Annotated in this window: 14 protein-coding genes; 9 read left to right on the top strand and 5 right to left on the bottom strand. The window is 72.7% G+C overall.

The annotated features are described in order from the left end of the window. Positions 1 to 20: 20 nt before the first annotated feature. Complete coding sequence (locus SM611_RS31105) at positions 21 to 1,955, bottom strand: acyl-CoA dehydrogenase family protein (RefSeq protein WP_371953883.1); 1,935 nt, start codon at positions 1,953 to 1,955, stop codon at positions 21 to 23. A 126-nt stretch (positions 1,956 to 2,081) separates the two neighbouring features. Here SM611_RS31105 and SM611_RS31100 point away from each other — a divergent pair, with 126 nt between their 5' ends. Beyond that, positions 2,082 to 2,840: an IclR family transcriptional regulator gene (locus tag SM611_RS31100; protein ID WP_371953882.1), complete on the top strand. Its 759-nt coding sequence runs from the start codon at positions 2,082 to 2,084 to the stop codon at positions 2,838 to 2,840. A gap of 56 nt (positions 2,841 to 2,896) precedes the next feature. Continuing rightward, the gene (locus SM611_RS31095; protein ID WP_371953881.1) at positions 2,897 to 3,949 is read left to right on the top strand and encodes a hypothetical protein; all 1,053 of its coding nucleotides are present in this window, start codon (positions 2,897 to 2,899) and stop codon (positions 3,947 to 3,949) included. 16 nt (positions 3,950 to 3,965) lie between these two features. Here SM611_RS31095 and SM611_RS31090 read toward each other — a convergent pair whose 3' ends face one another. From SM611_RS31090 to SM611_RS31080, 3 genes are read right to left on the bottom strand one after another with little or no spacing between them, the layout of a single operon-like run. Continuing rightward, a complete protein-coding gene (locus tag SM611_RS31090) occupies positions 3,966 to 5,018 on the bottom strand; it encodes an ABC transporter permease (RefSeq protein WP_371953880.1) in 1,053 nt (350 codons plus the stop codon). Further along, a complete protein-coding gene (locus SM611_RS31085) occupies positions 5,015 to 5,890 on the bottom strand; it encodes an ABC transporter ATP-binding protein (RefSeq protein ID WP_371953879.1) in 876 nt (291 codons plus the stop codon). Before SM611_RS31085 ends, SM611_RS31090 begins: the two co-directional genes overlap by 4 nt. Further along, positions 5,887 to 6,291: a GntR family transcriptional regulator gene (locus SM611_RS31080; RefSeq protein ID WP_371953878.1), complete on the bottom strand. Its 405-nt coding sequence runs from the start codon at positions 6,289 to 6,291 to the stop codon at positions 5,887 to 5,889. The genes SM611_RS31085 and SM611_RS31080 overlap by 4 nt, the downstream gene beginning before the upstream one ends. 91 nt (positions 6,292 to 6,382) lie before the next feature. Here SM611_RS31080 and SM611_RS31075 point away from each other — a divergent pair, with 91 nt between their 5' ends. After that, the gene (locus SM611_RS31075) at positions 6,383 to 6,796 is read left to right on the top strand and encodes a DUF2255 family protein (RefSeq protein WP_371953877.1); all 414 of its coding nucleotides are present in this window, start codon (positions 6,383 to 6,385) and stop codon (positions 6,794 to 6,796) included. Between the two features lie 84 nt (positions 6,797 to 6,880). Here SM611_RS31075 and SM611_RS31070 read toward each other — a convergent pair whose 3' ends face one another. Next, positions 6,881 to 8,005: an alpha/beta hydrolase gene (locus SM611_RS31070; protein ID WP_371953876.1), complete on the bottom strand. Its 1,125-nt coding sequence runs from the start codon at positions 8,003 to 8,005 to the stop codon at positions 6,881 to 6,883. A gap of 257 nt (positions 8,006 to 8,262) precedes the next feature. Between SM611_RS31070 and deoC the strand changes: the two genes are divergently transcribed. The 6 genes from deoC (at position 8,263) to SM611_RS31040 (ending at position 13,835) form a co-directional block, all read left to right on the top strand. Continuing rightward, the gene (gene deoC / locus SM611_RS31065; RefSeq protein WP_371953930.1) at positions 8,263 to 9,177 is read left to right on the top strand and encodes a deoxyribose-phosphate aldolase; all 915 of its coding nucleotides are present in this window, start codon (positions 8,263 to 8,265) and stop codon (positions 9,175 to 9,177) included. 2 nt (positions 9,178 to 9,179) lie between these two features. Further along, positions 9,180 to 10,610 (top strand): aldehyde dehydrogenase family protein, encoded by a 1,431-nt coding sequence (locus tag SM611_RS31060; protein WP_371953875.1) that lies wholly within the window; start codon positions 9,180 to 9,182, stop codon positions 10,608 to 10,610. Continuing rightward, positions 10,603 to 11,457 carry an aldehyde dehydrogenase family protein gene (locus SM611_RS31055; protein ID WP_371953874.1) on the top strand — a complete coding sequence of 285 codons (855 nt, stop codon included), beginning with the start codon at positions 10,603 to 10,605 and terminating at the stop codon, positions 11,455 to 11,457. Before SM611_RS31060 ends, SM611_RS31055 begins: the two co-directional genes overlap by 8 nt. Before the next feature lie 82 nt (positions 11,458 to 11,539). Continuing rightward, positions 11,540 to 12,586 (top strand): hypothetical protein, encoded by a 1,047-nt coding sequence (locus SM611_RS31050; RefSeq protein WP_371953873.1) that lies wholly within the window; start codon positions 11,540 to 11,542, stop codon positions 12,584 to 12,586. An 8-nt stretch (positions 12,587 to 12,594) separates the two neighbouring features. Further along, positions 12,595 to 12,840, top strand: a complete 246-nt coding sequence (locus SM611_RS31045) for a DUF2630 family protein (RefSeq protein ID WP_371953872.1) — start codon at positions 12,595 to 12,597, stop codon at positions 12,838 to 12,840. Further along, on the top strand, positions 12,837 to 13,835 hold the full coding sequence (locus tag SM611_RS31040) for an LLM class flavin-dependent oxidoreductase (RefSeq protein WP_371953871.1): 999 nt from the start codon (positions 12,837 to 12,839) through the stop codon (positions 13,833 to 13,835). Before SM611_RS31045 ends, SM611_RS31040 begins: the two co-directional genes overlap by 4 nt. The last annotated feature ends 11 nt before the right edge of the window (positions 13,836 to 13,846 follow it).

Genomic DNA, 13,846 nt, shown 5'->3' with positions numbered 1-13,846 from the left:
GTCGCCTGGTCGGCGGCGGGTCAGGCGATGGTCCGGTGCACGGACTCCCGCTCGCTCGGGCCCGGTTCGGACGGCACGATCCACGGCCCCGGTATGGACGGGTCGAGGACGCCCTCCTCCACCCAGGCGAAGTCGCCGGCGAGGACGGCCCGCGCCAGCTTCACGTCCATCGCGTCGGTGTTGCGCCAGAGCCCGTCGAACAGCTCCTCGACGCGGACGCGCGCCTGCTTGCAGAACGCGTCGGCGAGCAGCAGCGCCGACGCGCCGGGCGTGCCGCTCCCGATGCCCCCGTCCGCGGACGCGTCGGCGTGGGCGCGGACGCACACCGCGCTCATCGCGAACAGCTCGGCGCCGATGTCGACCATCCGGCCGAGGAAGCCCTGCCGGTGCTCCAGGCCGCCCTGCCAGCGTCCGGCCGCGTAGAAGATCGACCGGGCCAGCTTCCGGGACGCCCGCTCGACGTACCGCAGGTGCTTGGCGAGCGGCCCGAACTCGGGGTAGGCGTTCGGCCGCTGCCCGGCGCCGGTGACGAGCGTCGGCAGCCAGCGCGCGTAGAACCCGCCCGCCTTCGCCGCGGCCCGCGCCTTCTGCCCGGCGGAGGCGTCCGGGTCGATGATGTCGCCGGCGACCGACAGGTGCGCGTCGACGGCCTCGCGGGCGATCAGCAGGTGCATGATCTCGCTGGAGCCCTCGAAGATCCGGTTGATGCGCAGGTCGCGCACCACCTGCTCGACGGGCACGCCGCGCTCGCCGCGCGCCGCGAGGGACTCGGCGGTCTCGTAGCCGCGGCCGCCGCGCACCTGCATCAGCTCGTCGGCGGCCCGGCACGCCATCTCCGACGACCACAGCTTGGCGAGCGCCGCCTCGATCCGGATGTCGCCCCGCTCGTCGTCGGCGAGCTGGCCGGACAGGTCCAGCATCGCCTCCATCGCGTACGCGGTCGCCGCGATGAACGCGATCTTGCGGGACACGGCCTCGTGCTCGCCGACGGGCCGCCCCCACTGCACCCGCTCCTTCGACCACTCGCGCGCGATCCTGGCGGCCCACTTGCCGCTCGCCGCGCAGAACGCGGGCAGCGACAGCCGCCCGGTGTTCAGCGTGGTGAGCGCGATCTTCAGCCCGGCGCCCTCCGCGCCGATCAGGTTCGCCTTCGGGACGCGGACGTCGTGGAACCGCGTCACGCCGTTCTCGATGCCGCGCAGGCCCATGAACGCGTTGCGGTTCTCGACGGTGATGCCGGGCGTGCCCATGTCCACGACGAACGCGGAGATGCCGCCGCGGTGCCCGTCCGACTTCGGGACGCGCGCCATCACGACGACGAGGTCGGCGACGACGCCGTTCGTCGTCCACAGCTTGACGCCGTTGAGGACGTAGTCGTCGCCGTCCGGGACGGCGGTGGCGCGCAGCCGCGCCGGGTCCGAGCCGACGTCGGGCTCGGTGAGCAGGAACGCGCTGACCTGGCGGGCGCAGCGCGGCAGCCACTCGTCCTTCTGCTCCGGCGTGCCGAACTCCTTGACCGGCTGCGGGACGCCGATGGACTGGTGCGCCGACAGCAGCGCGCCGAGCGCCGGGCACACCGACCCGACGACCATCAGCGCGCGGCCGTAGTAGAGCTGGCTCAGCCCGAGCCCGCCGTACTTCTCCGGGATCTTCATGCCGAGGGCGCCGAGGTCGCGCAGGCCCGCGACGACGTCGTCCGGGATGCGCGCCTCCCGCTCGATCAGCGCCGCGTCGACCCGGGTGGCGCAGAACTCGGTGAGCCGGGCGAGGAACTCCTCGCCCTTGCGGCGCGGCTCCCCGTCCGGGCGCGGATGCGGGTGGATCAGGTCGAGCCGGAAGTCGCCGAGGAAGAGCTGCCTGCCGAAGCTCGGCAGCCGCCACTCGGTCTCCCGTGCCTCTTCGGCGACCTTCCGGGCCGTCCGCTCGTCGACGTGCGTCTGGGTGTGCTGGCTCATGCTGATCGCATTTCCCGTGACCGGATGGGGAAACCCGTCCCGGCCGGCCTGCCGGAAGTGGTGCAATGGACGGATCGTCGCCGAAGGTCCGACCGGATTGGGGCCAGAGGGGTTCGCTGCGGGTAAATGGGTGAGACACGCAAGCCCACTCTCATCGCCTCGGTGCAGCGCGCTCTGCGCCTGATGGAGGCGGTGGCGTCGCACCAGAGCGGCGCGCCCGCCAAGCAGCTCGCCCGCGAGGCGCGGCTGCCGCTCGCCACCACCTACCACCTGCTGCGCACGCTCGCCCACGAGGGCTACGCGACCCGGCTGCCGGACGGCGCCTGGGTGCTCGGCGAGCGGGTCGAGTCGCTGCACGGGCGGAGCCGGGCGCAGCAGCTGCTCGCGCGGCTGCGTCCCGTCCTCATCGAACTCCGGGACGCGCTGGGCGTCGCCGCCTACTTCAGCATGCACATGGACGACGAGATCCGCCTCATCGACATCGCCGACGGCCCGCGCGCCCCGCGCGTCGACCCGTGGGTCGGCTTCGAGGACGCCGCGCACGCCACCGCGATGGGCAAGTGCGTGCTCAGCCAGCTCGACGAGGAGAGCAGGCGCGACTACCTGTCCCGGCACCCGCTGCACGACCTGACCCCGCACACCATCACCGAGCCGGGACGGCTGATGCGCTCGCTCACCTCGTCCAACGGCCTGCTGTTCGACCGGGAGGAGTACGCGCTCGGCACCGGCTGCGCGGCCGTCCCGGTGACGGACGCGACGGGTTCGGTGCTCGGCGCGCTCGCGATCTCGTGCCGGCTCGGCAAGCTGCCCAGGATCGAGCGGTCCGCGCACCGGATGCGGGCGACCGCCGAGCGGATCCAGCGCACGCTGACGCTCTCCGGCTGAAAAACTGCGCCAGTGAACACTGGCGCAAAGTGCGGCGGTGCTTCATAGTGCTCGGCATGAGGCGTTCATTCGTTGCCGCGGCGGTCGCGAGCGCCGCCCTGCTGACCGTCCCCGTGCCAGTGCACGCCGCCGAGGGCGGCGTGCACACCGTGTCCCTGCCGTTCTTCTGGCCGCGCGCCGAACTGGACGACGTCGCCTCCGACGGCGCCGGCGGCGTGTGGATCGGCGGCGGGCAGGGAGCCTACTGCGTCGCGTGGATCGACTACTGCGCCCTGTACAGCGCGGGCAACCCGGTCGTGCGGCGCTGGACGGGCTCGTCCTGGAGGGAGTATCCGATCAACGGCTGGACGGGCAACGGCCTGATCGCGCGGGTCGCGTCCGGCGGCGGGCAGACGTGGCTCGGCGCCGGCGCGTACGACTCCGGGTACCTCAACCAGCTGTTCGTCTTCGACGGCTCGGCGTTCCAGAAGGTCGACAAGCCGTCCACGTCGTCGGTCAGCATGCTCAGCACGGGACCGGGCGGGACGTGGGTCTCCCAGGCGACCTCCCCCGACGGGACGCAGCCGCGCCTCCTCCGGCGCGAGGGGTCGTCCTGGACCGGCCGGGACCTTCCCGACATCCGGACGATCGTCGCCGACGTGCAGGGCACCAGCGCCACCGACGTGTGGGCGGTCGGCAGCCGGCCGCCCGAGTCGGGCACCGGCCCGTGGCGGCCGGTGGTGGCGCACTTCGACGGGACGTCCTGGACGCCGGCGGCCATCCCCGCCCTCCCGTCCGAGGTGACCAATATCGGCAAGGTGCTGCCGCTGGCGCCGGACGACGTCTGGGCGGTCGCGGGCGCCCGGCTCGCGCACTGGGACGGCGACGCGTGGACGGTGAGCACGCCGCCCGGCGCCGTCTTCGACCTCGCCGCCGACGGCTCGGGTGCGCTCTGGGCGGTCACCCTGAACGGCAGTGAGAGCGGGCTCCACCGGCTGAGCGGCGGCGTCTGGCAGGCCGTCGCCGTCCCCGACGGCGTGCGGCTGACCGACGTCGCCACCACCGGCACGTCCACCGTCTGGGGTGTCGGACGGGCGAACGACGCGCCGGTGGCGGTGAGCAACTTCTAGCCGAGCGGGCGAGCGGTCAGGAGACGCGGCGGCGCGTCCAGTGGAAGCAGACGCCGGTCAGGCCCAGCGTGAGGACGGCGAACAGCCCGGTCTCCGCCCACTGGAGCGGCCAGAAGTGGCCGGCCGGATGGAAGGTGACCTGCTGCTTGTAGCCGAGCCGGGCGATCGCGGCGAAGCACGCCTCGGGGGGGCCGTCGGGAGGCGCCGCCCCCGGGTCCGGCGGGCCCGGCTCCAGCGGCGGCGGGGCGCACGGCCCCGACATCAGGGAGGCGGGCAGGCCGGCCGCGTCGCCGGACGCGTCGACGGTGTGGTTCTTGAGCGTCCACGCCCCCGGTTCCGCGTTCGTGTGCACCGTCATGACCTTGGCGCCGTGGTCGAGCGTCATCTGCGACATGTTCTCCAACGTGATCGGCACGGTGGCCGTCTCGGTGGGGAGGAGGTGGGCGCGGACCCACACCAGCATCGCGATCTGGACGCCCACGAACACCACCAGGGTGATCGCCATGGCGGTGAGGGTGCGGCGGGTGATGACGCCCATCGTCACGCCGAGCGCGAAGGCGAAGGCCGCGTAGCCGATCGGGACGATGCCGTGCGAGCTGAACGCGACCGGCGCCATCCGCGGGAACCGGTCGCCGACGGCCTCGTCCAGAGGGCCGGACCACCAGTTCGCCGCGCGGACCGCGAGCCCGGCGGCGACCATGGCCGCCAGGCCGACGACGCCGAGCTTGGCGGCGAGCCAGCGGGTCCGCGTGATGCTCTGGTTCCACGCGAGCCGGTGCGTGCCGCCCTCCAGTTCGCGCGCGATGAGCGGCGCGCCCCAGAACAGCCCGATGAGGGCCGGGAGCGCCATCACGAGGGCGATCAGAGCGCCGTACTGCACTTGGTGGTCGTTGAAGAACATCGTGGAGAAGTTCGAGCAGGCGTCCCGCGAGCCGCAGGCCGCGAGCCCGCGGTCGTACCTGTCGGACAGGCCGGGCCCGCTCACCGCGAGGGCCGCGCCGAGGAGGGCGAGCCCCCCGAACACCATCGCGGCCTGGAGGCGGAACTGCCGCAGCGTCAACCAGATCATCGGATCGCCTCCAGCGTGGGACGGCGCGGGGTCGTGGACATGTAGGCGAGGACGAGGTCCTCCAGGCCGATCTGCCCGACCGTCCAGGCCGGGTCGTGGATGGGGCCGTCCGACCGGACGACGAACGTGCTCTGCCGGTCGGTGTGGCTCTCGGACACGACGTGCTGGTCCTCCGGCAGCGTGTCCCGGCGGGGCCCGCTCAGCCGGTGATGGGTCGCGAGCAGTTCGTCGACGTCCCCGGCGACCCGCACGCGCGAGTCCACGAGCACGACCAGGTAGTCGCACGTCCGCTCCAGGTCCGACACCAGGTGGGACGACAGGACGACGCTCATCGAGTGCTCGGCGACGGCCTCCATCAGGCCCTGCAGGAACTCGCGCCGGGCCAGCGGGTCGAGCGCCGCGACGGGTTCGTCCAGGATCAGCAGCTCGGGCCGCTTGGCGATGCCCAGCGTCAGCGCCAGCTGGGCGCGCTGCCCGCCGGACAGCTTCCCGGCCTTGTGCCCGAGGTCGAGCCCGAGGCGCCTGATCCGCTCGTGCGCGAGGGCGTCGTCCCACCGCGGGTTGAGCCGGGCGCCGAGCTTGAGGTGATCGCCGATGCTGAGCGAGGAGTACGTCGGCGTGTCCTGCGCGACGTACCCGACCTTGGCGAGCTGCTCCGGGCCGCTCGCCGGGGCCCCGTCCAGCACCCGGATGCTCCCGGCCGTCGGCCGGATCTGCCCGACGGCCAGGTTCAGCAGCGTCGTCTTGCCGGCGCCGTTCGGCCCGACGAGGCCGACGATGCGCCCTTCGGGGATGTCCAATGTGCAGCCGGTCAGCGCCCAGCGCTTCCCGTACCGCTTGCCCAGGCCCTCGGCCTGCAGAACGGCGTTCACGCTATGTGCTCCTGACCGGCGGACCGAAAGGTCGTCATGAACAGCGCCTCGATGCTCTCGTCGTCCAGCCCGGCCATCCGGGCCTTCGTGAGCCAGCGTTCGAGGTCCTTGCGCAGCGGCCCGTGGGCGGCAAGCGACTCGCCGGCCAGCGACCGCGTCACGAACGTCCCGACCCCCGGACGCGGCGCGACGAGCCCCTCGTGCTCCAGCTCCCGGTACGCCTTGAGGACGGTGTTCGGGTTGATCGCGAGCTGCGCCACCACGTCCTTGACCGTGGGCAGCTGGTCCCCGACCCGCAGCAGGTCGAGCCGGAGCGCATGCCGCACCTGCCGCACGAGCTGCATGTACGGCGACACCCCCGACCCGGAGTCCAGATGGAACTCGATCACCGTCACCTCCATTTAACTAGGATGCTAGTACTTTAGAGGTGTAGTCCTCCCCGCTGTCAATGTGCGGGGCCGAAGACGGCCCGCATCCGGCCAAATTCGAGCAATGTGGGACGCATCGGGCCGCTCGCCGGGCATGACGGCCGGCATGTCCACATGGAGCAGTGACGACCTGGCCCGCCTCGGCGGTGCCGACGAGATCCAGATCGCGCCGGAGAAGGACGACGGCACGCTACGGAGACCGACCACGATCTGGATCGTCCGCAGCGGCGAGGAGATGTACGTGCGCTCGGTCAACGGCCCCGACGGCCACTGGTACCGGACCGCCGAGGACACCCACCGCGGCCAGATCCGGACCGACGGCGCCACCAAGGACGTAGCGTTCGTCGACGAGGCCGATCCGGCCGTCAACCAGCGGGTCGACGACGCGTACATGGCCAAGTACGGCAGCACGCCGTACGCCGAGCCGATGACCCGCCCCGGCCCGAGGGACACGACCCTCAGACTCGTCCCGCGCTGACCGCGGCCGCGACCTTCGCGCCGGCTCGTTGATCTGCGGCATGTTGTTGTTTTGGAAGCGTCCATAGCAACAACACGCCGCAAGTCAACGAAGCGTCGACCGGGTGGCGAACGCCTCGACGGCGTCCACTACCCGATCGAAGCGCAGTGAGTGGAACAGGTCGAACGCGTGCTGCGCGCCGGGCAACTCGGCGTAAACGACCGGGGCCTCGGACGCCTTGCGCAAGACATCGGCGAAGTGACGCGCCTCCTGCACGGGGACGAGCGTGTCGGCGTCGCCGTGCACGACGAGGAACGGCGGCGCGTCGGGCCGGACGTGGTCGAGGGGCGACGAGCCGGTCCCTTCGGCGTGCCCGTAGTAGGCGCCGAAGTACCCGTACAGGCAGACGGCGGCGGCGACGGACGTGTCCGCGGACTCAAAGCCTGGCTGGTAGGCGGGGTCGTTCTGGGTGAGCGCGCACAGTGCGGCCAGATGCGCTCCCGCGGAACTGCCCGCCATGACCGGCGTGCTGGCGGCGCCATATGCGCCGCCGTGCTCGCGCGTCCACGCGATGACCTTCTTGGCGTCGGCCAGATGGTCGAGGAAACCCGCCTCCGGACGGAGGCGGTAGTCGGCGCTCACGCACACCCACCCCTGGCTCGCCAGCCGGTAGAGCAGTGCCCGCGCCTCACGGTTCTTGTTACCGCTGAAGTAGCCGCCGCCGTGGAAGTAGACGAGCGTGGGCCCGCCTTCCGGGGCGGAGCGGTGCCGGTAAACGTCCAGACGGTGGCGCCGGTCGTCCCCGTAGGGAAGGTCGGCGATCCGCTCGACGTCCCGACGCCGGACGTGCACACCGAAGAGGATGCGGCCGTAAGGGAGGCGGTGGCGCAGCCCTGGGGTACGCCATTCCGGTCCAAAGCCTCCGGTCATGGCGCGCTCCAACGCGGGACCGGCCGCAAGCTGCCGCCGGACGACGACCGCCAGCCCCACGGCGGTCAGGACGGCGAGCCCGAGCACGGCCAGGGCGCCCGGCGACCCCAGGTCGCGCTGCGCGGCGGCGAGCAGCGTCGAGGCGAGCACCAGGAAGAACACCAGGAACGGCACCTCGTTCGGCACCGTGCTGATCCGGAAGCCGAAGTCGACGAGCCCGCGCGGCCGGCGCGGCGGCGCCAGCGCGATCACCGTGGCGCCCGCCGCGAGCACCGTACTGATCAGATAGCCGTAAGGCACGGGGGTCCTCCTCGCTCGACCGACCTCAACACTGGATCCGCCGACATGGATGCGGCATCGGCCGCGAGGCTGCCGCGACTACGACCCAGGCGACCCCGCCCCCGACTTTGGTCGGAGTCCGCGCCCCCGCTCGCGACGCCCGGCCCGGACGGAGCGGTCACGCCGGGTCGCCTGTTCGATACGACACCGCTTCGTTAGGTGTCTGTTTTGTGCCTGGGGTGTAGTTCGGCGATGCTGTGGGAGTGTCAACGGAGACTATGCACGGCGCCGCCGAGCTGCGCGCCTTCCTGCACGGCCTGCCCGGCGTGGACCGGGTGGGCGCCGAGGAGCGGGCCGCGCGGCTGGCCACGCGGTCGATCAAGACGACGGCGAAGGCCGAGGCGATCGACCTCGCGATCTCGATGGTGGACCTGACCACGCTGGAGGGCGCGGACACGCCGGGCAAGGTGCGGGCGCTGTGCGCCAAGGCCGCCCACCCCGACCCGTCGGACCCGTCCGTCCCGAAGGTCGCGGCCGTGTGCGTGTACCCCGACATGGTGGACGTCGCCGTCCGGGCCCTCAAGGGGACCGGCATCGGCGTCGCCAGCGTGGCGACGGCGTTCCCGTCCGGGCGGGCGCCCATGGAGGCCAAGCTCGCCGACACGCGCGCGGCGGTGGCGGCGGGCGCGGCCGAGATCGACATGGTGATCGACCGGGGCGCGTTCCTGTCCGGCGACTACGCCAAGGTGTTCGACGAGATCGTCGCGGTCAAGGACGCCTGCGGGGACGCGCACCTGAAGGTGATCCTGGAGACGGGCGAGCTGGCGACGTACGACAATGTCCGGCGGGCGTCCTGGCTGGCGATGCGGGCCGGCGCCGACTTCATCAAGACCTCGACCGGGAAGGTGTCGCCCGCGGCGACCCTGGCGGTCACGCTGGTGATGCTGGAGGCCGTCCGCGACTACCGCGCGGCCACCGGGCGGCAGGTGGGCGTCAAGCCGGCCGGCGGCATCCGCACGACCAAGGACGCGATCAAGTACCTGGTGCTGGTGAACGAGACCGCCGGCCCGGACTGGCTGACGCCGGAGCGGTTCCGGCTCGGCGCGTCCAGCGTGCTGAACGATCTGCTGATGCAGCGCCGCAAGCTCGCCACCGGCGTCTACTCCGGTCCCGACTACTTCACGCTGGACTGATCATGGTTTTCGAGTACGCGCCGGCGCCCGAGTCGCGGGCGGTCGTCGACATCCGCGCCTCCTACGGGCTGTTCGTCGGCGGCGAGTTCACGGGCGGGCACGGCGAGCCGTTCAAGACGATCAACCCGGCGGACGAGAGCGTCCTGGCCGACGTCGCGTGCGCCGACGCGGCCGACGTCGACCGGGCCGTCAAGGCCGCCCGCACCGCGTTCGACAAGGTGTGGGGCCCGATGCCGGGCCGCGAGCGCGCCAAGTACCTGTACCGGATCGCCCGGATCGTCCAGGAGCGGTCGCGGGAGCTGGCGGTGCTGGAGTCGATCGACAACGGCAAGCCGATCCGCGAGTCGCGGGACGTCGACGTCCCGCTGGTCGCCGCCTGGTTCTTCTACTACGCGGGCTGGGCCGACAAGCTGCCGCACGCCGGGTTCGGGCCCGACCCGAAGCCGGTGGGCGTGGCCGGCCAGGTGATCCCGTGGAACTTCCCGCTGCTGATGCTGGCCTGGAAGATCGCCCCGGCGCTGGCCTGCGGGAACACCGTCGTCCTCAAGCCCGCCGAGACGACGCCGCTGACCGCGCTGCTGTTCGCCGACATCTGCCGGCAGGCCGAGCTGCCGCCCGGCGTCGTCAACATCGTCACCGGCGCCGGCGAGACCGGCCGCGCGCTCGTCGAGCACGCCGGGATCGACAAGGTCGCCTTCACCGGCTCCACCGAGGTGGGACGCCAGATCGCCCGCGCGCTCGCCGGGACGGGCAAGCGGCTCACCCTCGAACTCGGCGGGAAGGCCGCCAACATCGTCTACGAGGACGCGGCGCTCGACCAGGCCGTCGAGGGCATCGTCAACGGGATCTTCTTCAACCAGGGCCACGTCTGCTGCGCGGGCTCGCGGCTCCTCGTCCAGGAGTCCGTCGCGGACGAGGTGCTGGAGCGGCTAAAGGCCCGCATGGCGACGCTCCGGGTCGGCGACCCGCTCGACAAGAACACCGACGTCGGCGCGATCAACTCCGCCGCGCAGCTCGCGAAGATCGAGGAGCTGTCGGAGTCCGGCGAGCAGGAAGGCGCCGACCGCTGGTCGCCGCCGTGCGAGCTGCCGTCCCAGGGCTTCTGGTTCGCGCCGACGATCTTCACCGGGGTGGCGCAGTCGCACCGGATCGCGCGCGAGGAGATCTTCGGGCCCGTCCTGTCGGTGCTGACGTTCCGCACCCCCGACGAGGCGGTCACCAAGGCCAACAACACCCCGTACGGGCTGTCGGCCGGAATCTGGACGGAGAAGGGCTCGCAGATCCTGTGGACGGCGCAGAAGCTGCGCGCCGGGGTCGTGTGGGCCAACACGTTCAACAAGTTCGACCCGGCCTCCCCGTTCGGCGGCTACAAGGAATCGGGGTTCGGCCGCGAGGGCGGACGCCACGGACTGGAGGCCTACCTCAATGCCTGACCGTCTCGCCGTCCGCAAGACCTACAAGCTGTTCATCGGCGGCGCGTTCCCGCGCTCGGAGTCCGGCAGGTCGTACGTGGTGACCGACGCCAAGGGCCGGTTCCTGGCCAACGCCTCGCAGGCGTCCCGCAAGGACGCCCGGGACGCGGTCGTCGCCGCGCGCAAGGCGTTCCCCGGCTGGTCGGGGCGCACCGCCTACAACCGCGGCCAGATCCTGTACCGCGTCGCGGAGATGCTGGAGGGCCGCCGCGACCAGTTCGCGGACGAGCTGCGCCGGACCGGGGCGTCCAAGAGCGCCGCCGCCGCCGAGGTGGACGCGGCCGTCGACCGCTGGGTCTGGTACGCGGGCTGGGCCGACAAGCTGAGCGCCGTCGCCGGCGCCGCGAACCCGGTGTCCGGGCCGTTCTTCAACTTCTCCACGCCCGAGCCGGCCGGCGTCGTCGCGGTCGTCGCGCCCGACTCGCCGCTGCTCGGGCTGGTGTCGGTCGTGGCGCCCGCGATCGTGTCCGGCAACACCACCGTCGTCGTCGCCTCGGAACCGGCACCGCTGCCGTCCATCACGCTCGCCGAGGTGCTCGCCACGTCCGACCTGCCGGGCGGCGTCGTCAACGTCCTCACCGGACTCCGCGCCGAGGTCGCGCCCTGGCTGGCCGCCCACATGGACGTCAACGCCATCGACCTCGCCGGCGTCCCGGACGACCTCGTGCGCGACCTGGAGGAGAGGGCCGCCGTGAACCTCAAGCGCGTCCTCCGCCCCCCGGACGCCGACTGGAGCGACGAGCCCGGAACCGCCCGGATGACCGCTTTCCTGGAGACGAAGACCGTCTGGCACCCCGTGGGGGTCTAAGTCGATTTGACGCACCGTGTGTAGAGGGTCACAAAGTGTGGAATAGATCTCCCCGTAACTGATCATCACTGGGGGGAGATCAGTGCCTACCAAGACCGCATCGCGTACGACGTCGAGCCGAGGGACGGCCGGTCGCGCGAAGACCACATCAGCGAAGAAGTCCACCACGGGCAAGTCCACCACGGGCAAGTCCACCACGGCCCGGAAGCCGGCGGCCAAGCGCACCTCGGCCGCGAGCTCGTCCACGAGGTCGACCGCGAGCAGGTCGACCGCGAGCAGGTCGACCGGGACGAAGGGCACCACGGCGACGAGGTCGACGGCGTCCAGCCGGACGTCGTCGGCCGCCGCGACCCGCGTCACCAAGGCCGCGAGCCAGGCCAAGACCGCCGCGACGCAGATGAAGTCGATGGCGACCAAGGCGTCCTCGTCGGCCAAGGCCATGACCGCGATGACCAAAGCGATGACCAGCGCGACCAAGGCCATGGCCGACGCCGCGAAGGCGATGGACTCGGCGGCCAAGGCCATCACCACCACCGCCAGGTCGAGCGCCAGGAGCAGCACCGCGAGGAAGAGCACGCCCGCGGCCAAGAGCTCGTCGTCGAGGTCGGGCACCGCGAAGGCGAGCACGTCCAGGTCGGGCACGAAGGCGAGCACCGCCAAGTCGGGGACGTCCCGCAAGACGACCTCGGCGGCGTCGAGCCGTTCCAGGTCGACGACGTCGGCCCGGACGAGCAGGGCGTCGACGGCGTCGAAGTCGAAGCCGTCCAGCGCGTCCAGGTCCTCGGCCGCGACGAGGTCGAGCGCCGCCAAGTCGAGCGCGCCGAAGACGGGCGCCTCCAAGTCGGGCACGGCGAGGAAGACGACCGCGACGCCGAAGTCGCGGACGAGCGCCGCCCGCAAGACCACCGCGTCCCGGACGAGTGCGAGCACCGGGTCCGGGACGTCCGTCAAGTCCTCCGCGGCCCGGAAGACGCCCGCGCGCGGCGCCGCCGAGGGGGCCGCGAGGCCCGCCGCGACCGCACCGCCCGCGGCGCCGTCGGTCGAACCGAAGACGAGCCCGTTCCAGCACTCGACGCGCAGCGAGGGCGGGTTCCTCAGCGGGCTCACCAACGCCGGCCGCGACCGCTGAGAGCGCCGATGGACGAGAAGGACATCCTGGAGCGCATCGACGAGTACGTCGGCGAGGAGCAGCGGCTCCGCGACCGGTACCGGCGCGACGAACTGGGACGCGAGGAGGAGCACCGGCGGCTGGCGGAGCTGGAGGTCGCCCTCGACCAGTGCTGGGACCTGCTGCGCCGCCGCAGGGCCCGGCAGGAGGCCGGCGATGACCCCGGCGACCCGGGCGTCCGGCCGCCGGACGAGGTCGAAGGCTACCTGCAGTGACGCCGCCGCCCTCCCGGTCGCGCGGGCCGCTGCGCTTCGGCGCCTGCCTCGCCCCGGACGCGGCCGCCCCGCTGATGCGCACCGCGCAGGACGCGGACCGGTACGGGCTCGACCTCCTCGGCGTCCGCGACCAGCCGTACCGGCGCGGCACCGCCGACGCGCTCGCGCTGCTGGCGGCCGTGCTGGCGGGCACGCCCAGGATCCGGGTGCTGCCCGCGGTGGCGTGCCTGCCGCTGCGCCCGCCCGCCGCGCTCGCCAAGGCGATCGCGACGATGGACCTGCTCAGCGGCGGCCGCGTCGAACTCGGCCTCGGCGCGGGCGCCGCACCGGACGGCATCGAGGCGTACGGCGGCGCCCGCCTCGGCGGCGCGGCGGCGCGGCGCGCCCTGGAGGAGGCCGTGCAGATCATCCGGCTGCACTGGAGCGACCAGACGGGCCTCCGCTTCCAGGGCGAGCACTACCGGTTCGCCGCCGCGCAGGCCGGGCCGCCGCCCGCGCACCAGATCGGCATCTGGCTCGGCGTCACCGGGCCGCGCGGCCTCGACCTCGCCGGGCGCGTCGCCGACGGCTGGATCGCGCCGTCGTCGCTCGTCCCGCCGAAACGGCTCGCGGACGGCCAGCGCCGCCTCGACGACGCCGCGGCGCGCGCCGGCCGCGACCCGGCCGGCGTCCGCCGCGTCTACATCCTCGAAGGCTCCCTGGACGGGACGGACCCGCGCGGCTTCCTGCACGGCCCGCCCCGCCAGTGGATCTACGAGCTGACCGAGCTGGCCGTCGGCCACGGCGTCGACTCGTTCCTCTACGCCGGCGACCCGGAGAACCTCCCGGTCTTCGCCCTGGAGGTCGTCCCGGCCGTCCGCGAACAGGTGACCCGTGAGCGGGGCGTGCTGGCCCAGGGGGGCACCCCCCTGGAACCCCCGCCGGTCATGAACGCGTCGCCCTCGGCGTCAGGCGCCGGAGCGCCTTCCTTCGACGGGCCACCCGGCGATCACTAGCCTCGCCCCGG

This window comes from Actinomadura monticuli, assembly GCF_041463655.1.
Taxonomy (GTDB): Bacteria; Actinomycetota; Actinomycetes; order Streptosporangiales; family Streptosporangiaceae; genus Spirillospora; species Spirillospora monticuli.
This window is presented reverse-complemented; position numbering and strand designations above follow the sequence as displayed.

What these genes read in the sequence shown, in the direction of transcription:
- SM611_RS31105 (WP_371953883.1), bottom strand. Translation starts at nt 1,955, where the DNA reads ATGAGCCAGCACACCCAGACGCACGTCGACGAGCGGACGGCCCGGAAG.
- SM611_RS31100 (WP_371953882.1), top strand. Translation starts at nt 2,082, where the DNA reads ATGGGTGAGACACGCAAGCCCACTCTCATCGCCTCGGTGCAGCGCGCT.
- SM611_RS31095 (WP_371953881.1), top strand. Translation starts at nt 2,897, where the DNA reads ATGAGGCGTTCATTCGTTGCCGCGGCGGTCGCGAGCGCCGCCCTGCTG.
- SM611_RS31090 (WP_371953880.1), bottom strand. Translation starts at nt 5,018, where the DNA reads ATGATCTGGTTGACGCTGCGGCAGTTCCGCCTCCAGGCCGCGATGGTG.
- SM611_RS31080 (WP_371953878.1), bottom strand. Translation starts at nt 6,291, where the DNA reads ATGGAGGTGACGGTGATCGAGTTCCATCTGGACTCCGGGTCGGGGGTG.
- SM611_RS31075 (WP_371953877.1), top strand. Translation starts at nt 6,383, where the DNA reads ATGTGGGACGCATCGGGCCGCTCGCCGGGCATGACGGCCGGCATGTCC.
- deoC (WP_371953930.1), top strand. Translation starts at nt 8,263, where the DNA reads ATGCACGGCGCCGCCGAGCTGCGCGCCTTCCTGCACGGCCTGCCCGGC.
- SM611_RS31060 (WP_371953875.1), top strand. Translation starts at nt 9,180, where the DNA reads ATGGTTTTCGAGTACGCGCCGGCGCCCGAGTCGCGGGCGGTCGTCGAC.
- SM611_RS31055 (WP_371953874.1), top strand. Translation starts at nt 10,603, where the DNA reads ATGCCTGACCGTCTCGCCGTCCGCAAGACCTACAAGCTGTTCATCGGC.
- SM611_RS31045 (WP_371953872.1), top strand. Translation starts at nt 12,595, where the DNA reads ATGGACGAGAAGGACATCCTGGAGCGCATCGACGAGTACGTCGGCGAG.